A 21,688-nucleotide genomic window follows, 5' to 3' on the forward strand; every position below is an offset into this window, starting at 1 on the left:
GGGGCCGGCCCCCACGGCGGGGCCGGTCCACGACAGCCGGGCCGGTCCCCCATATCCAGGCCGGTCCTCCACGGCCGGGCCGGTCCCCCACGGCCAGAAGGCTTGTTACAACCAGAGAGGCTTGTTACGCAGAAAGGGTGACCGCACGACGCGGTCACCCTTCACACTCGTATGCCGACGGCCTGCTCCTAGCGGCCGCCGCCACCCTGCTCGTCCCGGCGGCGCTGCCAGCGCTGCTCGATGCGGTCCATCATGGAGCGCTTCTGTTTGCCCTGCCGTCGCGTCGCCGGCGCGCCCGGCGCGGTTCCCGCGGATCCGGCCGCCGGCTGCTCGCCTGGTTTGGGGGCCTTGCGCCAGCCGGTGACGGCGAGCACGGCACACCCCAGCATGACGAGGAACCCCACCACGCTGATCCAGATCTGCTGCGCGACCATTCCTGCCATGAGGAGCGCGATACCCACCAGGAAGCCCACGACTGCCTGGTAGACCCGACGTCGGGTGTATGTACGCAGCCCGCTTCCCTCAAGCGCTGTCGCGAACTTGGGATCTTCGGCGTACAGCGCTCGCTCCATCTGCTCGAGCATGCGCTGCTCGTGCTCCGAGAGCGGCACGGAGTCCTCCTCATCGTGCAGTCGCCGGGGCGACCGGGGGTCCCCTTCAGGATAGGCAGGGAATCGCCCCCGTGAAACCCGCCCCTCTACGCCAACTTCGCCATTGCCGACCACGACACGGCGTCCCGGCTCACAGGGCGACATGCCCCGGAGGCCGACCCGTCATGCCGGACCGTCACCTCAGATCATACGGCGCCGAGCGCCCGATCGGGGGGCCTGTGGCGTACTCCATCAAACGCTGCGCCGCTGATCAGCGGCAGCGCCCGGCCACCGGTCGGCCCGGTCAGCCCTCTTCGGCCACTCGCTTCTCACCGAGCACGTGCAGTTGCGTGGCCACGGCATGGAAGGCGGGCAGCTCCGCGGCGGCCGCCTCGAGCTTCAGCAGCTCCCGCTGCGCGCTCGGCTCGGTGTCCACGAGGACGCCCGGGACGAGGTCCGCGAAGACCCGCACACCGTGCACCGCGCCGACGTCCACTCCGGCCCCGACGAGGAGCTCCGTGAGCTGCTCGGCCGTGAAGCGGCGCGGCACCGGGTCGCCCTCGCCCCAGCGGCCGGCCGGGTCGTCGAGCGCGTGCCTGGCCTCCTTGAAGTGCCCCGCGAGGGCCCGCGCGATGACGGCGCCGCCGAGGCCCGCGGCGAGCAGGCTGAGCACGCCGCCGGAGCGCAGCGCGCCCACGGCGTTGCGCACGCCCTCCGCGGGCTCCTCCACGTACTCGAGGACGCCGTGGCACAGGACCGCGTCGTATCCGTCGCGCTCGACGACGTCGAACAGGCCCGAGACATCGCCCTGGACGCCGCGCACCCGGTCGGCGACACCGGCCTCCGCCGCCCTGCGCTCCAGGGCGAACAGCGCGTTCGGGCTCGGGTCGACGACGGTGACGCGGTGGCCCAGCTGGGCGACCGGCACCGCGAAGTTGCCGCTGCCGCCCCCGGTGTCGAGTACATCGAGAACCCCGTGGGCCTCGCTCCCCGCCGACTTGGCGCGCCGGTCGAGGGCGTCCTGGAGGACGTCCCAGACCACGGCGGTACGGAGGGAGGCGCGGGGCCGCGAGGAGTCGGAGCGCGGTGACGTGGTTCGAGGGTGGTGATCCGACACGGCAGGTGACTCCTCGGGGCGGCTCCGACCGGCGGCGGAGCAAGTACTGGTTCGGGCGCCTCCACCCTAATGGGCGCGGCCCTGCACCCATGCCATCCGTGCGCCGCCGGCCCGCTACCCCGCGTCCTGCACCTTTCCCGGGCTCGCGCGCTCGTCCCCCTCCCGCCGGGGCTGGGGCAGCACCGGCTGCAGCACGAGCGCGCGCTCGACCAGGCGCAGGAACATCGCCACGTCACGCAGCAGGTCGTCGGCGTCGCGTGCGGTGGCCGCGTCGCGGATGCCCGCCTCCGCGCGGGCCCGCTTGGTGGCGCCCGAGGCGAACAGGATGCTCCACTCCGCCAGTTCGGGGGCTATCTCGGGGAGCACTTCCCACGCGCTGCGGATCTTGGCGCGGCGCCTTGGCGTGGACTCGGGCCTGCCGCGCGCCGCGAGCACGGCGGCGGCGGTGCGCAGCGCGGCGAGATGGGCCGTGGCGTACCGCTCGTTCGAAGTCTCGAGCACGGACGCCTCGTCGAGTCCGGCGCGGGCCTGGGCGAGCAGATCGAGGGCGGCGGGCGGAGCACCGGCCCGGCGGAGCACCGGGTGGATGTCGCTCGCCGGTCCGGTGGGTGAGGGGGCAGGGCCGGTGGCGCCGCGGCGGCGGGTGGCAGCTGCGGTGGGTGCCTTGTGTCCAGCCATGACGAACCTCCTGTCGTCTGTGTGACGGCGCTGTGGCCGTATGTGTCCATCGTGGGGTACGCCACTGACAATCGGCCCTGACCAGGCATTTTGCTTCGATCGGAAGTTCGGGCTAACTTTTGCACTGACCAGTCAGTTCAAAGAGGTGCCCAGGGGGAACCATGGACGGCCCGGCAAGCGGGGCGACGAGCGCGGACGAGCACGGGGCGACGGCCGGAGCCTCGGTGGCCGCCACGGAGTTCGGCCTGAAGGGGCCGCGGGGCTGGGCCTTCCGGGGCATCGACGTCGACGCGGCGGCGGGCTCGCTCGTCGCGATCGAGGGCCCCTCCGGCAGCGGGCGCACCTGCCTGCTGCTCGCGCTGACCGGGCGGATGAAGCCGAGCGAGGGCACGGCGCGGGTCGGCGGGATGCGGCTGCCGAAGCAGCTGACCGCCGTACGCAGGATGAGCGCGCTCGCGCACGTGCCCGGCGTGACGGAGCTCGACCCCGCCCTGACCGTGGCCGAGCACCTGCGCGAACAGGCGCTGCTGCAGCGGAGGTTCGACGGAACGCTCCGCGGGCTGCTGCGTACGCCCGCCGAGCGGCGGGCCGAGGCGAGCCTGCGCATCGACGCCGCGCTCGCCGCCGCGGGGCTCGACACCGAGACGCTGCCGAAGGGCTCCCGCACCTCCGTGCGCGACCTGGAGCGCCTCGAAGCGCTGCGCCTCTCCCTGGCGCTCGCGCTCATCGCCCGGCCGCGCCTGATCGGCGTCGACGACACCGACCTGAAGCTCGCGGACGCCGAGCGGGCCGAGATCTGGGCCCAGTTGCGGGCCGTGGCCGACGCGGGCACGACGGTCGTCGCCGTGTGCAGCGAGGCCCCCGAAGGGGCCGTCGTCGTATCGACCGCCCCGGTGAACACCACGAACGACACCGCGAAGGAGACGGCCGATGCGCTCGCCGAAGCTCGCCGCGCTTGAACTCAGGCGCTTCGGCAGGGGAAAGCTGCCGCGTGCCGCACTCGTCGCGCTTCTGCTGCTGCCGCTGCTCTACGGGGCGCTGTACCTGTGGTCCTTCTGGGACCCGTACGGCAAGCTCGACAAGATCCCCGTGGCGCTCGTCAACGACGACCAGGGAGCGACGGCCGCCGGCAAGAAGGTCACCGCGGGCGACGACATCACCAAGGGGCTGTACGACAGCGACACCTTCCAGTGGCACGAGGTCGACTCCGCGCAGGCCAAGAAGGGCCTGGAGGACGGCACGTACTACCTGTCGCTGACCATGCCGAAGGACTTCAGCAAGCGCATCGCGTCGAGTTCGGGTGAGTCGCCCGAGACCGGCGCCCTCCAGGTGCGCACGAACGACGCGAACAACTACATCGTCGGGCAGATCTCCCGGACGGTCTTCTCCGAGGTGCGCTCCGCGGCGTCGAGCAACGCGTCGCGCTCGTTCCTCGACAAGATCTTCGTGTCCTTCTCGGACATCCATGACGCGACGCAGAAGGCGGCCAAGGGCGCGGACCAGCTCGAGGGTGGCATCGGCAAGGCCAAGAAGGGCTCGAAGGACCTGGCCGACGGCCTGAAGGACGCCAAGAAGGGCAGCGGCGACCTGGAGAGCGGCCTGACCAAGCTCACCACCGGAGCCGGTGACCTGGAATCGGGCTCCCGACAGGTCTCCGACGGCACGCAACAGCTCGCCGACAAGGTGAACGGCGCCGCCGATCAGGTACGCCCCTTCCTGAAGGGCAACAAGAAGGCGATCGCCGACACGGCGCGGCTCGTCGCCGACTCCGCGGCGGGCGTCCGGCACAACCTGGACGACCTGGTGAGGATCGCCCCCACCGCGCGCACGGGCGCGCACGCGGGGTCCGACGCCCTGGACGCCGTCTACGAAAGGCGCTGCGAGAAGGCGGTGATCAACGATCCCGCCTGCCCGGACCTGAAGAAGGCCAAGACGGCCGCGAACGACGTCGCCACGATCTCCGACGACCTGAACACGCTCATCCAGGACGAGCACGGGAACCTCGGCCAGATGGACAGCCACCTGGCGACGCTCCAGGAGCAGTCCGAGGCCCTGGCCAAGAACGCCCCGACGCTCGACAAGGACCTCGACAACGCGGTCGCCCAGATCAACAAGCTCAACGACGGGGCGGGCCAGGTCGCCGCGGGCGCCCAGAAGCTGCACACGGGGCTCGGCACGGCGCAGTCCGGATCGGCCGAACTCAACTCCGGGGTCGGCGAGTTGAAGACCGGTGCGAACGACCTGAACGGCGGCATGTTCCAGCTGGCCGACGGCTCGGGCAAGCTCGCCGGCGGACTGCACGACGGCGTGCAGAAGATCCCCGACTACGACAAGAAGGACCGCGATCAGCGCACCGGGGTGATGGCCGACCCCGTCCAGCTGGCCTCCCAGTCGCTGCACAAGGCGCCCAACTACGGGACGGGCTTCGCGCCCTACTTCATCCCGCTCTCCCTGTGGGTGGGCGCGATGGTCGCCTACATGTTGATCCAGCCGATGAACCGGCGCGCCCTCGCTGCCGGCTCCTCGTCCTGGAGGGTGGCGTTCGCGGGCTGGCTGCCCGTGGCCGCGCTCGGGTTCCTACAGGTGGCGGCCCTGATGTCCGTACTGCACTGGGCACTTGGGCTGCAGATGCTGCACGCGGCGGGAACCGTCGGCTTCCTGTTCCTGGTCACGGCGTGCTTCGCGGCGATCGTGCAGTGGCTGAACGCGCGCTTCGGGGCGGCGGGCCGCATCCTTGTGCTCGCCTTCCTGATGCTGCAGCTGACGTCGGCGGGCGGCACCTATCCGGTGCAGACGAGCCCCGGCTTCTTCAACGCGCTGCACCCGTTCCTGCCGATGAGTTACGTCGTCGAGGCCCTGCGGCGACTGATCTCCGGCGGCGGGCTCGGGCCCGTGTGGCAGGCCTGCGTGGTGCTCACGGCGTTCACGGTGGGCGCGCTCGCTCTCACGGCGTGGACGGCCCGGCGCAAGCAGGTGTGGACGCTGGACCGGCTGCACCCGGAGCTGAGCCTGTGAGCGCGCCCACATCGGCTCCTGTGAGAATCAGGGGCATGGAAAGCAGCACACGGCGCCAGGCCACCCGGCAGAAGCTCTACGAGGCCGCGGTCACGCTCATCGCGGAACAGGGCTTCTCCGCCACCACGGTCGACGAGATCGCCGAGCGGGCCGGGGTCGCGAAGGGCACGGTCTACTACAACTTCGCCAGCAAGTCGGTCCTCTTCGAGGAGCTGCTGCGGCACGGCGTCGGGCTCCTCTCCGCCTCCCTCCGGGAGGCGGCGCAGAAGTCGGACGAGAACGGCGGCAGCAAGGTCGACGCCCTGGACGCGATGATCCGTGCGGGTCTCGAGTTCATCGACCAGTACCCGGCCTTCACCCAGCTCTACGTCGCCGAGCTGTGGCGCACCAACCGTGCCTGGCAGTCCACGCTCGCCGTGGTCCGCAACGAGACGGTGGCCGTGGTCGAGGACGTTCTGCGGGCCGCGGTGGAGAGCGGTGAGCTGAGCGAGGAGATCGATGTGCCGCTCACGGCGGCGGCCCTCGTGGGCATGGTCCTCGTGGCCGCCCTGGACTGGCAGGCGTTCCAGCCCGAGCGCTCGCTGGACGATGTGCACGGCGCGCTCTCGCTGCTGCTCCAGGGGCGCGTGGGCGGCGGGCAGCCGCTGACGGGCAAGGCCTGAGGCACAGCTGCCGGGCCCTAGGGCCCTTCTGACGGATCTTGCTGGAGTCGCGGGGTCTGGTGCGTCAGAAGGACCCTAGCCCGGCACAAATGAAGCGCCGGTCCGGCAGGGCCTGTGGTCGTTCTCAGGCCTCACCGGACCGGCGCATCCCCCGTGGATCCCCGTTGTTCCCCCGTGGATCCCCCGTTTCCCCCGTTGGACCCCCGTTAGGTCTCCCTCCAGGGTCCCCCGTGCTCACTCCCGCCCTTGCGGGCGAGAGGAGCGGCAAGAGGCACTCGATCCGTTCCGCCGCCCCGTGTCGGCGGTGCCGCATCCGTGCCCCTCTCCGTGGTCTCCACTCTTCCGTCTGCGCAGGTCCGGACCCATCCGCGTATCTACTCATCTCCCCGACTAGGTACGGATACTCAGACGTCCGCGCTCAGGCCCAGGCGCACTGCGTGCCCGCACTCAGCGGTCCACCGGCCGCCGCGACCTGGCGGCGGTGTTGTCAGTGGTGGCGGATAAGGTCCCTGGCATGGCACGAATTGCGGTGATCGGCGCAGGGATGGGCGCCATGGCGGCCGCCGCTCGGCTGGCCGTCGCGGGCCACCGACCGGTGGTCTTCGAGCGCGCGTCGACGTACGGCGGGTCACTGGGCCGCATCGAGCGCGACGGCTTCGCGTTCGACACGGGCCCGGGGCTGCTCCATCTGCCCGCGGTCCACCGGGACTTGTTCATCAAGACCGGCAAGGAGCCGCTGGAGGACCTCGTCGGCCTCACCCAGATCGAGCCCGCCGTGCGGCACGTCTTCGCGGACGACACGACGACGGACCTGCCGAACGCGCGGCGGGCTGGCGTCGCCGAGGCGCTGGACGCGGCGATCGGTCAGGGCGCGGGCGGGCGCTGGTCGGCGTTCATGAACCGCGCGCGGGAGGCCTGGGACCGCTCGCGGCGCCCGCTGCTCGAAGAGCCGCTGTGGCCGAACTGGCAGGTGCTGGCCGACCGCGAGCCGTACCCCGCGGTCGTGCACAAGCGGGTCCTGCGCAAGGACCGCGCGGCGGCGACGCTCGCCGAGATCGGTGCGCTCGAGCTGGGCGGGGAGCCGCGCCTCGTGGCGCTCCTTGAGCAGTACGCGCTGGCGAGCGGTCTCGATCCCCGTACGGCCCCTGCGAGCGCGGCCGTGCTGCCCTACATGGAGCAGACGTTCGGGACATGGGCGGTGACCGGCGGAATGCGGGCCCTCGCGGACGCCGTGCACGCGCGCTGCCTGAAGCGGAAGGTCGAGTTCAGATTCGGCTCGGCCGTCACCCGGATCGTGGAGAAGGACGGGCGCGCGGCCGGTGTGGAACTGGCCGACGGCACGGTGGAGGAAGCCGAGTTCGTGGTGGCGGGCGTCGCCCCGGGCGTGCTCGGCGGGCTGCTTCCGGGTCGGCCCGTGCGCGCCGAGGGGCCGGCCCAGCGCGAGTCGGCGTGGCCGAGCCGGATGACCGTGCACCTCGCGCTGCGCGGGGCCCGGCCGACGGCCACCCCGCACCGGACGGTCGTGCACGGGGCGGACCGGGACGCCGAGTTGGCCTGGCTCTTCGAAGGCGGCGCGGCACCTTCGAGACCGACGGTGGCGGTGCTGCGCACCGATGAGGCGACGGCGGTGCCGGACGCCGAGCACGAGGCGGTGACGCTCACGGTTACGGTTCCGTCGCACGCGCGCGTGGGCGAGGCCGACGTGGAGCGGGTCCTCGCGGCGGCCGAGCGTGCGGTGCCCGACCTGCGCGAGCGGCTGCTGTGGCACGAGGTGCGCACCCCGCAGGACATCGCAGAGGCCACCGGGGCCGAGGGCGGCGCCGTGCCGGCCCCCGCGCTCGCGGCGGCGGGCGGCGAGCTGCTGCACGCGCCGAACACCACGGCCCTGCCCGGTCTGACGACCGTGGGCGGCTGGTCCCACCCGGGCGGCGGCCTGCCGCACGCGGGCATGTCCGGCGCGCTGGTGGCGGGCCTGATCGTGGAAGGACCGGACTTCCAGGGCTCGCAGTGAGCCATGGGCGCCTGCGTGAACTGCGGTAGCCCGCAAAGAGCCCCGAGCGCCTCAGGCTGCTCGGGGCTCCGCGTTCAGTACCTGGTTCGGTACCAGGTCCGGTACTTGGCTCAGTACCTGTACTGCTGCTCGTTGTACCCGTTGTTGTCGTAACCGGCGTTCGGGTCGTGCTGCGGGTACGCCGGGTACTGCTGCTCGGGCGGCAGTTCACCGCCGTAGGTCTGCTGCCCGTCGTTGTTGCGCTGCTGCGGTACCCAGACGCCGCCGGGAGGTGTCTCCCCGCCGTAGCCCGCGGCCGGCGCGTACGGGTCGGCGTAGCCCTGCCCGGCGGCGTACGGGTCGCCGTACTGGGGCTGCGCCGGGTAGGTCTGCGTCCCGATGTACGGGTCCGAGTACGGGGCGGCATACGGCTGCTGAGCCGGGTCGTAGCCGTAGCTCTGCTGGTCGTAGCCGTAGGCCCCGGCGTCGTAGCCGTAGTCCTGCATCCCGTGCGCCGCCTGGGCGGTCTGGGCGTACGGCGAGTCCTGATAGACGCCGTACTGGCTGGTGTCGTCGGGCATCGGCTCCGGGGCGTACACGGCCGTGCTCTCGGCCGCCGACTCCGGGACCGGCGCGTACTCGGGGACCGGCGCGTACTCCTGCGGCGCCTGCTCGTACTCCAGGTCCGAGACCTGGAGCGTCGGGTCCTGGTGCAGCTCCTTCTCGGAGCGCCGCCCCCGGTCGATGCCGGGAACACCCGGCACGCCCTTGAGGGACCAGCCCGCGGCGAACCCGCGGCGGAACGACAGCGTGACGTACGTCTGCCCGATCGCGAACGCGATGGCCCCGACCCCGATGACGTACACCGAAGGAATAAGGACACCGATCACGACTCCGAGGAAGCCGCCGAAGGCCAGCAGCCGCCAGCGCAGCCGCGCCTTGTACTGCAGCAGGACCTCACCGAGGAGCCACAGTGCCACCAGTCCGAACGCGACATAGAGGACCGCCCAGCCCATGTACGCCCCTCTCGTACGGCCGTAGCCCTGGTGGGTACGGCGAAGTCAGCCCCGCTCTTGGTGCAGGCCCAGGTTCTCGTAGATCTCCAACGTCGCCGTGGAGTTGTTGAGCGTAATGAAGTGCAGACCCGGCACTCCCTCGTCAAGCAGCTTGGCGCAAAACTCCGTAGCGAACTCGATGCCAATGGAGCGTACAGCGGCTGGATCGTCTTTTGCTGTGAGGATTCGCTCTTTCAACTCCGGAGGGAAGTCCGCGTTGCTCAACTTGGGCAGGCGTTCGAGCATGCGCACGCTCGTCACCGGCATGCATTCCGGGATGATCGGCGTCTCGCAGCCGGCCGCGGCGACCTTGTCGCGCAGCCGCAGGTACTCCTCCGGGTAGAAGAACATCTGCGTGATCGCGTAATCGGCGCCCGCGCGGCACTTGTCGACGAAGTGCCGCACGTCGGAGTCCCAGTCCGCCGAGCGCGGGTGCATCGCGGGGAATGCGGCGACACCGACGCAGAAGTCCCCGGACTCCTTGATCAATTCAACGAGTTCGGCCGCGTACGTGAGGCCTTCGGGGTGCGAGATCCAGTCACCCATGGGGTCACCGGGCGGGTCGCCACGGACCGCGAGCATGTTCCGGATACCGGCGTCGGCGTACTGGCCGATGATGTTGCGCAGTTCGGCGACCGAATGCTCGACGGCGGTGATGTGGGCCACCGGCGTCAGCGTCGTGTCGGCGACGATCTGCTGGGTCTCCTTGACGGTGCCCGCGCGCGTGGAGCCGCCCGCGCCGTACGTCACGGAGACGAAGTCGGGCGAGACCGCCTCTACCCTGCGCAGGGCGTTCCACAGGTTGCGCTCGCCCTTCGCGGTCTTCGGCGCGGAGAACTCGAACGAGAAAGCCGTCTTGCCGGGCGCGAGCATGTCGCGCACGGTGCGGGCACGATCAGTCCTGGTGGAAGCGGTACCTAGGGCCATACGGGCAGGTTACTGACGGATATCCAAAGCCCCTAATCCCCGTCCACCTTGCGGACAGGCCACCAGGACGGCCGTTACCGGCGGATTTCTTCGGGACCGCGCGGGTCAGACGGCACGCAGGCGCTTCGCGAACTCGGCTGCCGCGGCGGCCGGATCGTCGGCCTCCGTGATGGCCCGGACGACGACGGCTCTGCGGGCGCCCGCCTCCAGCACCTCGTCCAGGTTCGTGAGGTCGATGCCGCCGATCGCGAACCAGGGGCGGTCCGTGCCCAGACCCGCCGTGTAACGCACCAGGTCCAGGCCGGGGGCGTACCGCCCGGGCTTGGTCGGGGTCGGCCAGCAGGGGCCCGTGCAGAAGTAGTCCACGCCCTCCTGGACGGCGGCCGCGGCGGCCTCGTCCTCGGCGTGCGTGGAGCGGCCGATGAGCACGTCCTCGCCGAGGACGGCGCGGGCCGCGGGGACCGGCAGGTCGCCCTGGCCCAGGTGCAGCACGTCCGAGCGGATCGCGTGGGCGATGTCCGCGCGGTCGTTGACCGCGAGCAGCTTGCCGTGGCGACGGGCCGCATCGGCGAACACCTGGAGGTGCTCCAGCTCCTCGCCGGCCTCCATGCCCTTGTCGCGCAGCTGCACGATGTCGACGCCGCCGGCCAGCACGGCGTCGAGGAACTCCGGCAGATCACCCTGGCGCCTGCGCGCGTCGGTGCACAGGTAGAGCCGCGCATCGGCGAGCAGCGCGCGCTTGGACGATTCCGCCATGAAGTCCCCCCGTGGGTCGTGCGATGTCGGTGGCGTGCGCACCACGAGGCTCGCGGTGCGCACGCCGGACAGTTGTCAGGTCAGACGGCGAGCGCCTGGGCGCGGCGCTTCACCTCCGTGCCGCGATTCTCGCTCAAGGCCTGCGCGGGCGTGCCCGGCAGGCTCGGGTCGGGGGTGAAGAGCCACTCCAGCATCTCTTCGTCGCTGAAGCCGTCGTCCCTCAGAACCGTCAGGAGGCCGACGAGCCCCTTGACGATCTTGTCGCCGTCGATGAAGGCGTCGGGCACGTGCAGCGCCCTGTTCTCACCGCGGCGCACGGCGATCAGCTGGCCTTCCTTGACCAGCTGTCGCACACGCGTCACCTCGACATCGAGCTGTTCCGCGATGTCGGGGAGGGTGAGCCAGGCAGGGACAAGAGCATCGATCTTTGCGTCAATCTCGGTCACAGGACAAGCCTGCCATCCCGGACTGACACTCGGAAGCCGGGCCGGTGCGGATGGGCCACGGCTACTCCCGTTTCGCCCCTTCCGGCACGTTCTGTCACGCCTTGGATGTCACCGCGGACTTCAGCGGGCGGGCCGGATCCGCGAGGAGCTCCGGGTCGAGCGCGGTCTCCGCCTGGATGAGCTTGCGCCCTTGGGCCAGGTCACGCGGCTTGCCGACGGCGAGGACCGCCACCAGGGCGCCGCCACGCAGCCAGCACACCGACCAGGCGGCGCCGGCGGGGTTGCCGCGCCACACCGTCGTGTCGGCGCCCGCGTGGTGCCCGGCGTACTGCACGAACCGGCCGAACTGCTCGGACCAGAAATAGGGCACCGGGTCGTACACCGCCGGGGTCTCGCCGACGATGTTCGCCGCCACCGTGCGCGGCCCCTGCAGCGCGTTGTCCCAGTGGTGGACCATGAGGCGCTCCCCGTAGCGCCCCGAGGGGAACGAGGAGCAGTCCCCCACCGCGTACACGTCGGGCACGGACGTGCGCAGCCCGTCGTCCGCGATGACCTCGCGGTGGGCGCCGAGCTCGATGCCGGAGCCGGCCAGCCAGCGGGTGGCGGGGCGGGCGCCGATGCCGACGACGACGGCTCCCGCGGGCAGCCGCGTGCCGTCGTCGAGGACCACGATGCCCGGCTCGACGCTCTCCACGCGCGCGTTGGTGCGCAGCTGGGCTCCGGCGTCGGCGTACCAGGCCGCCATGGGGGCGGCGATCTCGGCGGGCAGCGCCCCGGTCAGCGGCCGTTCCGCGGCCTCCACCACCGTGACGCGGCAGCCGGCCTCACGGGCCGCGGTGGCGAACTCGGCGCCGATCCAGCCGGCGCCCACGACCACCACGTCGTGCTGCTCGGCGAGGACGGGCCGCAGCCGCTCGGCGTCGTCGAGCGTGCGCAGCAGGTGCACTCCGGGGGCGGATCGCGTGCCCGGCAGCTGGACGGGCTCGGCGCCGGTCGCCACGACCAGCACGTCGTACGGGACCGGGCCCTCGGCCGTGTCGAGCTCGTGGTCGCCGGGCCGCAGCCCGGTCACCTCGCGGCCCAGCTCCAGGGAGACGCCGAGCGCCTCGAAGTCCACGTCGAAGGCCGAGCCCTCGGCCTTGCCGAGCAGCACCGCCTTGGACAGCGGAGGCCGGTCGTACGGCTGATGGGGTTCGGCGCCCAGCAGCGTGACCGCGCCGGCGAAGCCTTGTTCGCGCAGCGCCACCGCCGTCTGCACACCGGCCATGCCCGCGCCCACGATGACGACGTTCCGCTGCCCCGAAGGCGCTCCGCTCCCGCTCCGCTGCTCACTCACGGGATCAACCTTAGGCACCTGATCTTTCGTCAGTCAGCGGTGCGGGCCACTCCCGCGCCGTGACGTCCTGCACATGTGCCGGCGGTTTAGCGATCAAGACAAGGGCGGCGCCGCGGCGCTCACACCCGGCCGGGGAGCTCCTCGACCACGCTGGTGCCGCTGCCCGCCTGCGACTCCCACTCCCAGGTCTCGTCGAGGCGCACCCGGCCGTCCGGGAGCTCGGACACGGTCGAGACGCAGTGCCCGGAGGAGGTCGTTCCGTCGGTCTTCAGCTGTACGTAGCGGAAGTCGATCCCGTCCCCGGAGCGCGTGCCCACAAGGTGCCCCTCCACGACATCGCCGCCTACGTAGGCGGCCGAAATCCGGCCGTCCCTCTCCCGGTACGTGAAGCGGGTCCGCGTACCCACCTGCCCCGGTGCCTGGTCGACAACAGGGGACAGAACAAGACCGTCGAGAGAACGGGCCACGGGCTGAGACTCCCTTACTGGAGGCCATGGTGAACGGCTAGGGTGGCCAACGTAGAGCACTCGCGGGAGCCCGTACGCAGCGGGCTGAGAGGGAGGCTGGAGCGGCCTTCGACCGTACGAACCTGATCCGGGTCATACCGGCGAAGGGAGGGGCTTGACGCCCATGTCGTCGACGCCATCCGTTCATTCGCACACCTGCGACGTCCTCGTCGTCGGTGGCGGCATCATCGGTCTCGTCACCGCTTGGCGGGCCGCGCAGCGCGGTCTCTCCGTCGCGGTCGCGGACCCCGAACCAGGCGGCGGGGCCGCCCAGGTGGCGGCCGGAATGCTGGCCGCCGTCACCGAACTCCACCACGGCGAGCAGACGTTGCTCGGCCTGAACCTCGCCTCCGCGCGCCGCTACCCGGACTTCGCGGCCGAGCTGTCCGAGGCCGCCGGGCAGGACCTCGGCTACCGCGCGTGCGGCACGCTCGCGGTGGCGCTCGACGCCGACGACCGCGCCCACCTGCGCGAACTGCACGCGCTGCAAACGAAGTCGGGGCTCGGGTCCGAGTGGCTCTCGGGCCGCGACTGCCGCCGCCTCGAACCGATGCTCGCCCCGGGAGTGCGCGGCGGACTACGCGTCGACGGGGACCACCAGATCGACCCGAGAAGGCTCGCGAGCGCCCTCGTGACGGCCTGTGAGCGCTCCGGCGTGACCTTCCACCGGTCGTGGGCCGAAAGGCTCTGTGTCGTCCGCGACCGGGCGCGCGGCGCGGTCCTCGCCGACGGCACCGAACTCGCCGCGGACCAGGTCGTGCTGGCGGCGGGCAGCCGCAGCGGGCAGCTCGCGGGGGTGCCCGACGCGGTGCTGCCGCCGGTCCGCCCCGTGAAGGGCGAGGTGCTGCGCCTGACGGTGCCGAAGCGGTACGCGCCCTTCCTCAGCCGCACGGTCCGCGCGGTCGTGCGCGGCAGCCACATCTACCTGGTGCCGCGCGTCAACGGCGAACTCGTCGTGGGCGCCACCAGCAACGAGCTCGGCTGGGACACCACGGTCACCGCGGGAGGCGTCTACGAACTCCTGCGGGACGCCCACGAACTCGTCCCCGGCATCACCGAACTCCCGCTCACCGAGACCCGCGCGGGTCTGCGCCCCGGCTCCCCCGACAACGCCCCGCTGCTGGGGCCGACCGTCCTGCCCGGCCTCCTCCTCGCCACCGGCCACTACCGCAACGGCGTGCTCCTGACGCCGATCACCGGCGACACCATGGCGCACGCCCTGACCACGGGTGAACTCCCGGAAGAGGCCCGCCCGTTCACACCGCAACGCTTCGGCACCGCCCTCTTGGAGCAGCCCGCATGAAGGTCCACATCAACGGCGAGCCACGCACGGTGGTCGCGGGCACCACGCTCGACCTCCTGGTCACCACGCTCACCACCGCCCCCAAGGGCGTCGCCGCCGCCCTCAACGAAATCGTCGTCCCCCGCACGCAATGGCCCGCCACGGCGCTCTCCGACGGAGACCGCGTCGAGGTCCTCACGGCCGTACAAGGAGGCTGAACCGTCCATGGCCGACGACACTTTCGTCCTCGGGGGCGACGCGTACTCCTCGCGTCTGATCATGGGCACGGGCGGGGCGCCCAGCCTCGACGTCCTGGAGCGCGCCCTGATGGCCTCCGGAACCGAACTCACCACCGTGGCGATGCGCCGCGTGGACGCGGGCGTGCACGGCTCGGTGCTCTCCGTCCTGGAGAAGCTGAACATCCGGGTGCTGCCGAACACGGCCGGCTGCTTCACCGCGGGAGAGGCCGTCCTGACGGCCCGCCTCGCGCGCGAGGCGCTCGGCACCGACCTGGTGAAGCTCGAGGTCATCGCCGACGAGCGCACCCTGCTGCCCGATCCGATCGAGCTGCTCGACGCCGCGGAGACGCTGGTGGACGACGGCTTCACGGTCCTGCCCTACACGAACGACGACCCGGTCCTGGCCCGCAAGCTGGAGGACGTGGGCTGCGCGGCGATCATGCCGCTCGGCTCCCCCATCGGCTCCGGGCTCGGCATCCGCAACCCGCACAACTTCCAGCTGATCACCGAGCACGCGCGCGTGCCGGTGATCCTGGACGCGGGCGCGGGCACGGCCTCCGATGTGACACTCGCCATGGAACTCGGCTGCGCCGGTGTGATGCTCGCCTCGGCGGTGACCCGCGCGCAGGAGCCGGTCCTGATGGCCGAGGGCATGCGGCACGCGGTGGAGGCGGGTCGGCTCGCGTACCGCGCGGGGCGCATCCCCAAGCGCCATTTCGCGGAGGCGTCCTCGCCCATGGAGGGGCGGGCGCGGCTCGACCCGGAGCGCCCCGCCTTCTGACACGGGCGCACGGCGACGCCGGTCACAGCTGTGCTGCAGGACGGGCCCAGTCCGGCAGCACGCGGTCTGCCTGTCGGTCACTCCTCGTACACTCGCCTGCGTGGACACGACCCTTCAGGACCCGTTGCTCGGGCACGTGCTCGACGGCCGGTACCGCGTCGACGCACGCATCGCGGTCGGCGGGATGGCCACGGTCTACCGGGCCGTGGACACCCGCCTCGACCGCGTGCTCGCGCTCAAGGTGATGCACCCCTCGCTGGCCGCCGACGCCTCGTTCGTCGACCGTTTCATCCGCGAGGCCAAGTCGGTGGCCCGCCTCTCGCACCCCAACGTCGTGGGGGTGTACGACCAGGGCACCGACGGCGCGTACGTGTATCTGGCGATGGAGTACGTCGCCGGCTGCACCCTGCGCGACGTGCTGCGCGACCGGGGCGCGCTGCGGCCCCGCGCCGCCCTCGACATCCTGGAGCCGGTCCTCGCCGCGCTGGGAGCGGCCCACCGCGCCGGCTTCGTGCACCGCGACATGAAGCCGGAGAACGTCCTGATAGGGGACGACGGCCGGGTCAAGGTGGCGGACTTCGGCCTGGTCCGCGCGGTGGACACGGTCACGAACACCACGGGCGCGGTCCTCGGCACGGTCTCGTACCTGGCGCCCGAGCAGATCGAGAACGGCACGGCGACACCGAGCGTCGACGTCTACGCGTGCGGTGTCGTGCTCTACGAAATGCTCACGGGCAGTAAGCCGCACGCGGGCGAGTCCCCCGCCCAGATCCTCTACAAGCACCTCCACGAGGACGTTCCCCCGCCCTCGGCGGCGGTCCCCGGCCTCCCCTTCGAGCTCGACGAACTGGTCGCGTCGGCGACGGCGCGCACCCCCGAGGTGCGCCCGTACGACGCCGTGGCGCTCCTCGGGCAGGCCAGGGGCGCCCGGTCGACGCTCACCGACGTCCAGCTGGACGCGGTGCCGCCGCAGGCGCTCGACACGGAGTACGTGGGGGCCGACGACCGTACGAGTGTGATCCCGCGCGCGCTGGGCACGCCCGTACAGCTGCCGCTGCCCACGGACTCCGCGGACCAGGCGCAGCTCAACCGGACGAGCCGCCTGGAGATGCCGCCGCCCCTGCCTCCCACGGCCCCCGGGCCGGCGCACGGCAGCGGTCGCGGCCCGCAGCGCCGCACCCTCGCGATTCTCGCGGCGGTCCTGCTGGTCCTCGGCCTCGGCACCGGCGTCTGGTACATCAACTCCGGCCAGTTCACGAAGGTCCCGTCCGTCCTCAACCAGACGCAGACGCAGGCCGAGAAGCGCCTGGCCGACGCGGACCTGGAGCGAGGCACGGTCACGCGCGCGTACAGCGACACGTACAAGCGCGGCACCGTCATGGACAGCGACCCGGGTTCCGGCGACCGCATCCGCAACGGCGGGACGGTGGACCTGACCGTGTCCAGGGGCGCGAAGACCGTGAAGGTCCCCAACCTCAGCGGCACCCCGCTGGACAAGGCGAAGAGCGATCTCAAGAAGCGCGATCTCGAACCGGGCATGACCACCAGGAAGTTCAGCGACCAGATCGCCAAGGGCTCGGTGATCAGCACGGATCCCGGCGCGGGCAAGACGCGCAAGGCCGGTTCCGCCGTCGCCCTGGTCGTCTCCAAGGGCTCCCCCGTCGACGTCCCCGACGTCACGGGCGAGTCCGAGCAGGACGCCATCGCCGACCTCGAGGACGCGAGCCTGAAGGCCGAGATTTCCACGAAGCGGGTCAACTCCGAAGAGGACAAGGGCAGTATCGCCCGGCAGTCCCCCGCGGAGGGCAAGCAGCTCGCCGAGGGCGACACGGTGACCCTGACGATCTCCAAGGGCCCCGTCATGGTCGAGGTCCCCGATGTCACGGGCCTCAAGGTCGACGAGGCGAAGTCTCAGCTCAGCGCGGCGGGCTTCGAGGCGGAGGAGAACCGCGGCCTGCTCGGCCTGTTCGGTGACACGGTCAAGAGCCAGTCGGTGGAGGGCGGCGACGAGGCCCCGAAGGGCTCCAGCATCACGATCACCATCCGGTAGCGGCGGCCCGGCCGCGGGCGTTCGAACACGCATGACACCCTGGGCCGGGTGAACAGCAGCATCCGCAACCCGATCGGCGGTCACGTTCCCGTGGCCGGCGGCCTCGCGTCCGTAGGCCTCTCCTACGCCCGTGACCTCAAGGCCGAAACCGTCCAGGTCTTCGTGGCCAATCCCCGCGGCTGGGCCACTCCGCCCGGCAACCCCAAGCAGGACGAGGACTTCCGCGTCCAGTGCGCCGCCGAGAACATCCCGGCGTACGTCCACGCCCCGTACCTGATCAACTTCGGCTCGCACACCGAGGCGACCGTGGACAAGTCCGTGGACTCCCTGCGCCACTCGCTGCGCCGGGCCCGCGCGATCGGCGCCCTCGGCGTCGTCGTGCACACCGGCTCCGCGACCGGCGGCCGGGAGCGTGAGGTCGCCCTCGCGCAGGTCCGCGAGCGCATGCTGCCGCTGCTCGACGAGCTGACCCACGAAGACGACCCGTTCCTGCTCCTGGAGTCGACCGCGGGCCAGGGCGCCTCGCTGTGCTCGCGCACCTGGGACTTCGGCCCGTACTTCGACGTCCTCGACCGCCACCCCAAGCTGGGCGTCTGCCTCGACACCTGCCACATCTTCGCGGCGGGCCACGACCTCACGGGCCCGGCCGGCATGAAGCAGACCCTCGACCTGCTCGTGGACACGGTCGGCGAGGGCCGCCTCAAGCTGATCCACGCCAACGACTCCAAGGACGTCGTGGGCGCCCACAAGGACCGGCACGAGAACATCGGCTCCGGCCACATCGGCGAGGACCCGTTCCGTGAGCTGCTGGCCCACCCCGCGACCGAGAACGTTCCCCTGGTCATCGAGACACCCGGCGGCAAAGAGGGGCACGCGGCCGACGTGGCCCGACTGCAGGGGTTGCGCAGCGCCTGACGTCAACGAGGACGTCAATCGCTCACGCTGCGCGGAGCACGCACGGCCCGGCGCCGACTTCATGTCGGCGTTCCGGGTCGCGCTCGCCGCTTCGCCGGCGATCGCCTTCGTGGTGACGACCCCGGTCAACCGCTGGATGGTCGGCCGCGGCAAGGGCCACGCGGTAGTGCACCAGTACCACTGACCCCCAGGGGGTACCGGAAGCCTGGCGAGAGGCCTAGAACTCGGGCCCTTCCCCGGGCCCCTCCTGGTACGAGTACCGCTGCTCACGCCACGGGTCGCCCACGTTGTGATACCCGCGCTCCTCCCAGAATCCGCGCCGGTCCGCCGTCATGTACTCGACGCCGCGCACCCACTTCGGGCCCTTCCAGGCGTACAGGTGGGGCACCACGAGGCGCAGCGGGAAACCGTGCTCCGCGGTGAGCAGTTCGCCGTCCTTGTGCGTGGCGAAAATGGCCCGCTCGGACGCGAAGTCGGACAGCCGCAGGTTGGACGAGAATCCGTATTCGGCCCACACCATCACATGGGTGACATCGGGCCCGGGAGGGGCGAGCTCCAGGATCGTGGAGGCGCGTACGCCGCCCCATTCGGCGGCCAGCATGCTGAACTTCGTGACGCAGTGCAGATCGCCGACCACGGTCCCGTACGGCAGCGCCGCGAACTCTTCGTGGTTCCAGCAGTGCTTGTCACCGTCGGCGGTCGCGCCGAAGACCCTGAACTCCCAGCGCTCGGGCCGGAACTTGGGCACCGGGCCGTAGTGCGTGACGGGCCAGCCGCGCTGCAGACGCTGCCCCGGTGGAAGCTCCGGCTGCACTGCTCCCCCAGACTCGCGACCCACCGGATGACCCATGCCTCCATCCTGACAGACCTGGAGCAGTGGACGTGACCACGCCCACTCCGCCCGGACCTGCCACGACCGTTGATTCGGGCAACTCCTACTAAGCGTGCACTTACTGGACGCACTCGTGTGCCGGTGCAAGGATGCGCGAAACCTGCCCAGTAACCGCTTGGAAGGAGCCTCTGCGATGCAGGGCGACCCCGAGGTCATCGAGTTTCTCAACGAGCAGCTGACGGCCGAACTCACGGCCATCAATCAGTACTTCCTGCACGCGAAGATGCAGGACAACTTCGGCTGGACGAAGCTCGCGAAGTACACACGCTCCGAGTCGTTCGACGAGATGAAGCACGCGGAGGTGCTGACCGACCGGATCCTGTTCCTGGACGGCCTGCCGAACTACCAGCGGCTCTTCCACGTCCGGGTCGGCCAGACGGTCACCGAGATGTTCCAGGCGGACCGGCAGGTCGAGGTCGAGGCGATCGACCGTCTGAAGCGGGGCATCGAGGTGATGCGCGGCAAGGGCGACATCACGTCTGCGAACCTTTTTGAGTCGATCCTCGAGGACGAGGAGCACCACATCGACTACCTGGACACGCAGCTGGAGCTGGTGGAGAAGCTGGGTGAGGCGCTGTACATCGCGCAGCTCATCGAGCAGCCGGAGGGCTAGAGCTAGGCCGCTTCCGGAAGTTCCGCCGACTCGGCCTGCGGCGCGAGGGCAACGGCCGAGTCGCCCTGCTCGACAAGCTCCCTGCGGGGGCACGCGCTCCGGCCGAGCAGTGCCTGGATCCGGCGGACGCAGGAACCGCAGTCGGTGCCGGCCTTGCAGGCCGACGCTATCTGGCGGGGGGTGCAGGCACCGTCCTCCGCGTGCTTCTTGACCTGCGCCTCGGTGACACCGAAGCAGTTGCAGACGAACACGCGGTTCACCTCCCGGTCGGACCGTCGTCGGGACTCATAGGCAGCGCCGTCCCGATTGATCGGTGAGGCTAACCTAACCTTACCCGGCCGACCGGAAGCACAAAAGTGCCGTGGGGCGCGGATCCTTGTGATCCGCGCCCCACGGCGTTACCCACGGTCAATGGCCGTCACTGGTCGCGGTACATCTCCGCCACCAGGAACGCCAGGTCGAGCGACTGGCTGCGGTTGAGGCGCGGGTCGCAGGCCGTCTCGTAGCGCTGGTGCAGATCGTCGACGAAGATCTCGTCGCCGCCGCCCACGCACTCGGTGACGTCGTCACCGGTGAGCTCGACGTGGATGCCGCCCGGGTGCGTGCCGAGCGCCTTGTGGACCTCGAAGAAGCCCTTGACCTCGTCGAGCACGTCGTCGAAGCGCCGGGTCTTGTGACCGGAGGCCGCCTCGTACGTGTTGCCGTGCATCGGGTCGGTGATCCAGGCGACCTGCGCGCCGGACGCCGTGACCTTCTCCACCAGCTCGGGCAGCTTGTCGCGGACCTTGTCGGCGCCCATGCGGACGATGAAGGTCAGCCGGCCGGGCTCGCGGTCGGGGTCGAGGCGCTCGATGTACTGCAGCGCGTCCTCGGCCGTCGTCGTCGGGCCGAGCTTGATCCCGATCGGGTTGCGGATCTTCGAGGCGAACTCGACGTGCGCGTGGTCGAGCTGACGCGTGCGCTCGCCGATCCAGACCATGTGGCCCGAGACGTCGTACAGATTGCCCGTACGCGAGTCCACGCGGGTCAGCGCCGACTCGTAGTCGAGCAGCAGCGCCTCGTGGGAGGCGTAGAACTCGACCGTCTGGAACTCGGCCGGGTCGGTGCCGCAGGCGCGCATGAAGTTCAGCGCGTTGTCGATCTCGCGGGCGAGCTTCTCGTAGCGCTGGCCCGACGGGGACGACTTCACGAAGTCCTGGTTCCAGGCGTGCACCTGGCGCAGGTCCGCGTAGCCGCCCGTGGTGAAGGCGCGCACGAGGTTCAGCGTCGAAGCGGACGCGTGGTACATCTGCTTCAGGCGCTCGGGGTCCGGGATCCGGGCCGCCTCGTTGAACTCGAAGCCGTTGACGGAGTCGCCGCGGTAGGTCGGCAGCGTGACGCCGTCGCGGGTCTCGGTGCCCTTGGAGCGCGGCTTGGAGTACTGACCGGCGATCCGGCCGACCTTCACCACCGGCACCGAGGCGGCGTACGTCAGCACGGCGCCCATCTGGAGCAGGGTCTTCAGCTTGTTCCGGATGTGGTCGGCGGAGACGGCGTCGAAGGCCTCGGCGCAGTCGCCACCCTGGAGCAGGAACGCCTCTCCCTTGGCGACGGCCGCCAGGCGGTTGCGCAGCTGGTCGCACTCGCCGGCAAAGACGAGCGGCGGATACGACTCGAGGTCCGCGATCACATCGCGCAGAGCCTCGGCATCGGGGTACTCGGGCTGCTGCGCCGCGGGCAGGTCTCGCCAGGTGTTGCCAGCGCTTGCGCTGGTCTTAGCGTTCACGGTCACCTCGTAAACATTACGGGGTCATGCCGCCCGTCCATCCCCCCGCTCATCTTTTGAGACGGACGCGACA

At 71.0% G+C, this 21,688-nt stretch carries 22 protein-coding genes, 1 pseudogene and 1 riboswitch; of the genes and pseudogenes, 11 read left to right on the forward strand and 12 right to left on the reverse strand.

The genetic code is table 11. From position 1 onward, the window contains the following. Positions 1–188: 188 nt before the first annotated feature. The 3 genes from OHA73_RS13885 to OHA73_RS13895 all read right to left on the reverse strand — a co-directional run bounded on the left by OHA73_RS13885 (position 189) and on the right by OHA73_RS13895 (position 2,385). Complete coding sequence (locus OHA73_RS13885; RefSeq protein ID WP_266720558.1) at positions 189–611, reverse strand: DUF3040 domain-containing protein; 423 nt, start codon at positions 609–611, stop codon at positions 189–191. A gap of 283 nt (positions 612–894) precedes the next feature. After that, entirely contained in the window at positions 895–1,707 is an 813-nt protein-coding gene (locus OHA73_RS13890; RefSeq protein WP_266720556.1) for a methyltransferase, read from the reverse strand. A gap of 114 nt (positions 1,708–1,821) precedes the next feature. After that, positions 1,822–2,385, reverse strand: a complete 564-nt coding sequence (locus tag OHA73_RS13895; RefSeq protein ID WP_267070736.1) for an SAV_6107 family HEPN domain-containing protein — start codon at positions 2,383–2,385, stop codon at positions 1,822–1,824. Positions 2,386–2,546: 161 nt separating this feature from the next. Between OHA73_RS13895 and OHA73_RS13900 the strand changes: the two genes are divergently transcribed. The 4 genes from OHA73_RS13900 (at position 2,547) to OHA73_RS13915 (ending at position 8,073) form a co-directional block, all read left to right on the forward strand. After that, positions 2,547–3,344: an ATP-binding cassette domain-containing protein gene (locus OHA73_RS13900; protein ID WP_267070735.1), complete on the forward strand. Its 798-nt coding sequence runs from the start codon at positions 2,547–2,549 to the stop codon at positions 3,342–3,344. Next, the gene (locus OHA73_RS13905; protein WP_327655185.1) at positions 3,316–5,400 is read left to right on the forward strand and encodes a YhgE/Pip domain-containing protein; all 2,085 of its coding nucleotides are present in this window, start codon (positions 3,316–3,318) and stop codon (positions 5,398–5,400) included. The genes OHA73_RS13900 and OHA73_RS13905 overlap by 29 nt, the downstream gene beginning before the upstream one ends. A 35-nt stretch (positions 5,401–5,435) precedes the next feature. Continuing rightward, positions 5,436–6,062, forward strand: a complete 627-nt coding sequence (locus tag OHA73_RS13910) for a TetR/AcrR family transcriptional regulator (RefSeq protein ID WP_266720548.1) — start codon at positions 5,436–5,438, stop codon at positions 6,060–6,062. Positions 6,063–6,576: 514 nt separating this feature from the next. Further along, the gene (locus OHA73_RS13915) at positions 6,577–8,073 is read left to right on the forward strand and encodes a phytoene desaturase family protein (protein WP_327655186.1); all 1,497 of its coding nucleotides are present in this window, start codon (positions 6,577–6,579) and stop codon (positions 8,071–8,073) included. A 110-nt stretch (positions 8,074–8,183) separates the two neighbouring features. Here OHA73_RS13915 and OHA73_RS13920 read toward each other — a convergent pair whose 3' ends face one another. From OHA73_RS13920 to OHA73_RS13945, 6 genes are all read right to left on the reverse strand, one after another. Continuing rightward, a complete protein-coding gene (locus OHA73_RS13920; RefSeq protein WP_327655187.1) occupies positions 8,184–9,068 on the reverse strand; it encodes a hypothetical protein in 885 nt (294 codons plus the stop codon). 45 nt (positions 9,069–9,113) lie between these two features. Continuing rightward, a complete protein-coding gene (metF, locus tag OHA73_RS13925) occupies positions 9,114–10,034 on the reverse strand; it encodes a methylenetetrahydrofolate reductase [NAD(P)H] (protein ID WP_267070733.1) in 921 nt (306 codons plus the stop codon). Positions 10,035–10,139: 105 nt separating this feature from the next. Further along, positions 10,140–10,790, reverse strand: coding sequence for a thiamine phosphate synthase (gene thiE / locus OHA73_RS13930; RefSeq protein ID WP_327655188.1), 651 nt, complete (start codon positions 10,788–10,790; stop codon positions 10,140–10,142). Between the two features lie 80 nt (positions 10,791–10,870). Continuing rightward, entirely contained in the window at positions 10,871–11,236 is a 366-nt protein-coding gene (locus tag OHA73_RS13935) for an Rv2175c family DNA-binding protein (RefSeq protein ID WP_266720538.1), read from the reverse strand. 94 nt (positions 11,237–11,330) lie between these two features. After that, positions 11,331–12,572, reverse strand: a complete 1,242-nt coding sequence (locus OHA73_RS13940; protein WP_443063067.1) for an NAD(P)/FAD-dependent oxidoreductase — start codon at positions 12,570–12,572, stop codon at positions 11,331–11,333. A 119-nt stretch (positions 12,573–12,691) separates the two neighbouring features. Further along, on the reverse strand, positions 12,692–13,039 hold the full coding sequence (locus tag OHA73_RS13945) for a hypothetical protein (protein ID WP_267070731.1): 348 nt from the start codon (positions 13,037–13,039) through the stop codon (positions 12,692–12,694). A gap of 52 nt (positions 13,040–13,091) precedes the next feature. Next, positions 13,092–13,205: riboswitch (TPP riboswitch) on the forward strand. Between OHA73_RS13945 and thiO the strand changes: the two genes are divergently transcribed. The 6 genes and pseudogenes from thiO to OHA73_RS13975 form a co-directional block, all read left to right on the forward strand. Beyond that, the gene (gene thiO, locus OHA73_RS13950; RefSeq protein ID WP_327655189.1) at positions 13,203–14,381 is read left to right on the forward strand and encodes a glycine oxidase ThiO; all 1,179 of its coding nucleotides are present in this window, start codon (positions 13,203–13,205) and stop codon (positions 14,379–14,381) included. Its footprint overlaps the riboswitch before it by 3 nt. Beyond that, the gene (gene thiS, locus OHA73_RS13955; protein ID WP_266720532.1) at positions 14,378–14,578 is read left to right on the forward strand and encodes a sulfur carrier protein ThiS; all 201 of its coding nucleotides are present in this window, start codon (positions 14,378–14,380) and stop codon (positions 14,576–14,578) included. Before thiO ends, thiS begins: the two co-directional genes overlap by 4 nt. Before the next feature lie 7 nt (positions 14,579–14,585). Then, on the forward strand, positions 14,586–15,380 hold the full coding sequence (locus tag OHA73_RS13960; protein WP_327655190.1) for a thiazole synthase: 795 nt from the start codon (positions 14,586–14,588) through the stop codon (positions 15,378–15,380). A gap of 100 nt (positions 15,381–15,480) precedes the next feature. Beyond that, complete coding sequence (gene pknB, locus OHA73_RS13965; protein WP_327655191.1) at positions 15,481–17,430, forward strand: Stk1 family PASTA domain-containing Ser/Thr kinase; 1,950 nt, start codon at positions 15,481–15,483, stop codon at positions 17,428–17,430. Between the two features lie 48 nt (positions 17,431–17,478). Then, positions 17,479–18,345, forward strand: a complete 867-nt coding sequence (locus OHA73_RS13970; protein ID WP_327655192.1) for a deoxyribonuclease IV — start codon at positions 17,479–17,481, stop codon at positions 18,343–18,345. Between the two features lie 70 nt (positions 18,346–18,415). Further along, a pseudogene (locus OHA73_RS13975) lies at positions 18,416–18,529 on the forward strand (DUF4396 domain-containing protein); the annotation flags it as partial. A gap of 33 nt (positions 18,530–18,562) precedes the next feature. Here OHA73_RS13975 and OHA73_RS13980 read toward each other — a convergent pair. Next, complete coding sequence (locus tag OHA73_RS13980; RefSeq protein ID WP_266720524.1) at positions 18,563–19,195, reverse strand: sulfite oxidase-like oxidoreductase; 633 nt, start codon at positions 19,193–19,195, stop codon at positions 18,563–18,565. Between the two features lie 175 nt (positions 19,196–19,370). Here OHA73_RS13980 and bfr point away from each other — a divergent pair, with 175 nt between their 5' ends. Continuing rightward, positions 19,371–19,850 carry a bacterioferritin gene (bfr, locus tag OHA73_RS13985; protein ID WP_327655193.1) on the forward strand — a complete coding sequence of 160 codons (480 nt, stop codon included), beginning with the start codon at positions 19,371–19,373 and terminating at the stop codon, positions 19,848–19,850. 2 nt (positions 19,851–19,852) lie between these two features. Here the strand turns inward: bfr and OHA73_RS13990 are convergent, their stop codons facing one another. Beyond that, on the reverse strand, positions 19,853–20,110 hold the full coding sequence (locus tag OHA73_RS13990) for a (2Fe-2S)-binding protein (protein ID WP_266720520.1): 258 nt from the start codon (positions 20,108–20,110) through the stop codon (positions 19,853–19,855). Between the two features lie 158 nt (positions 20,111–20,268). After that, a complete protein-coding gene (locus OHA73_RS13995; RefSeq protein ID WP_266720518.1) occupies positions 20,269–21,621 on the reverse strand; it encodes a class II 3-deoxy-7-phosphoheptulonate synthase in 1,353 nt (450 codons plus the stop codon). Between the last annotated feature and the right edge of the window lie 67 nt (positions 21,622–21,688).

The sequence above is a fragment of the Streptomyces sp. NBC_00483 genome (assembly GCF_036013745.1).
In the GTDB taxonomy this organism is placed as follows: domain Bacteria; phylum Actinomycetota; class Actinomycetes; order Streptomycetales; family Streptomycetaceae; genus Streptomyces.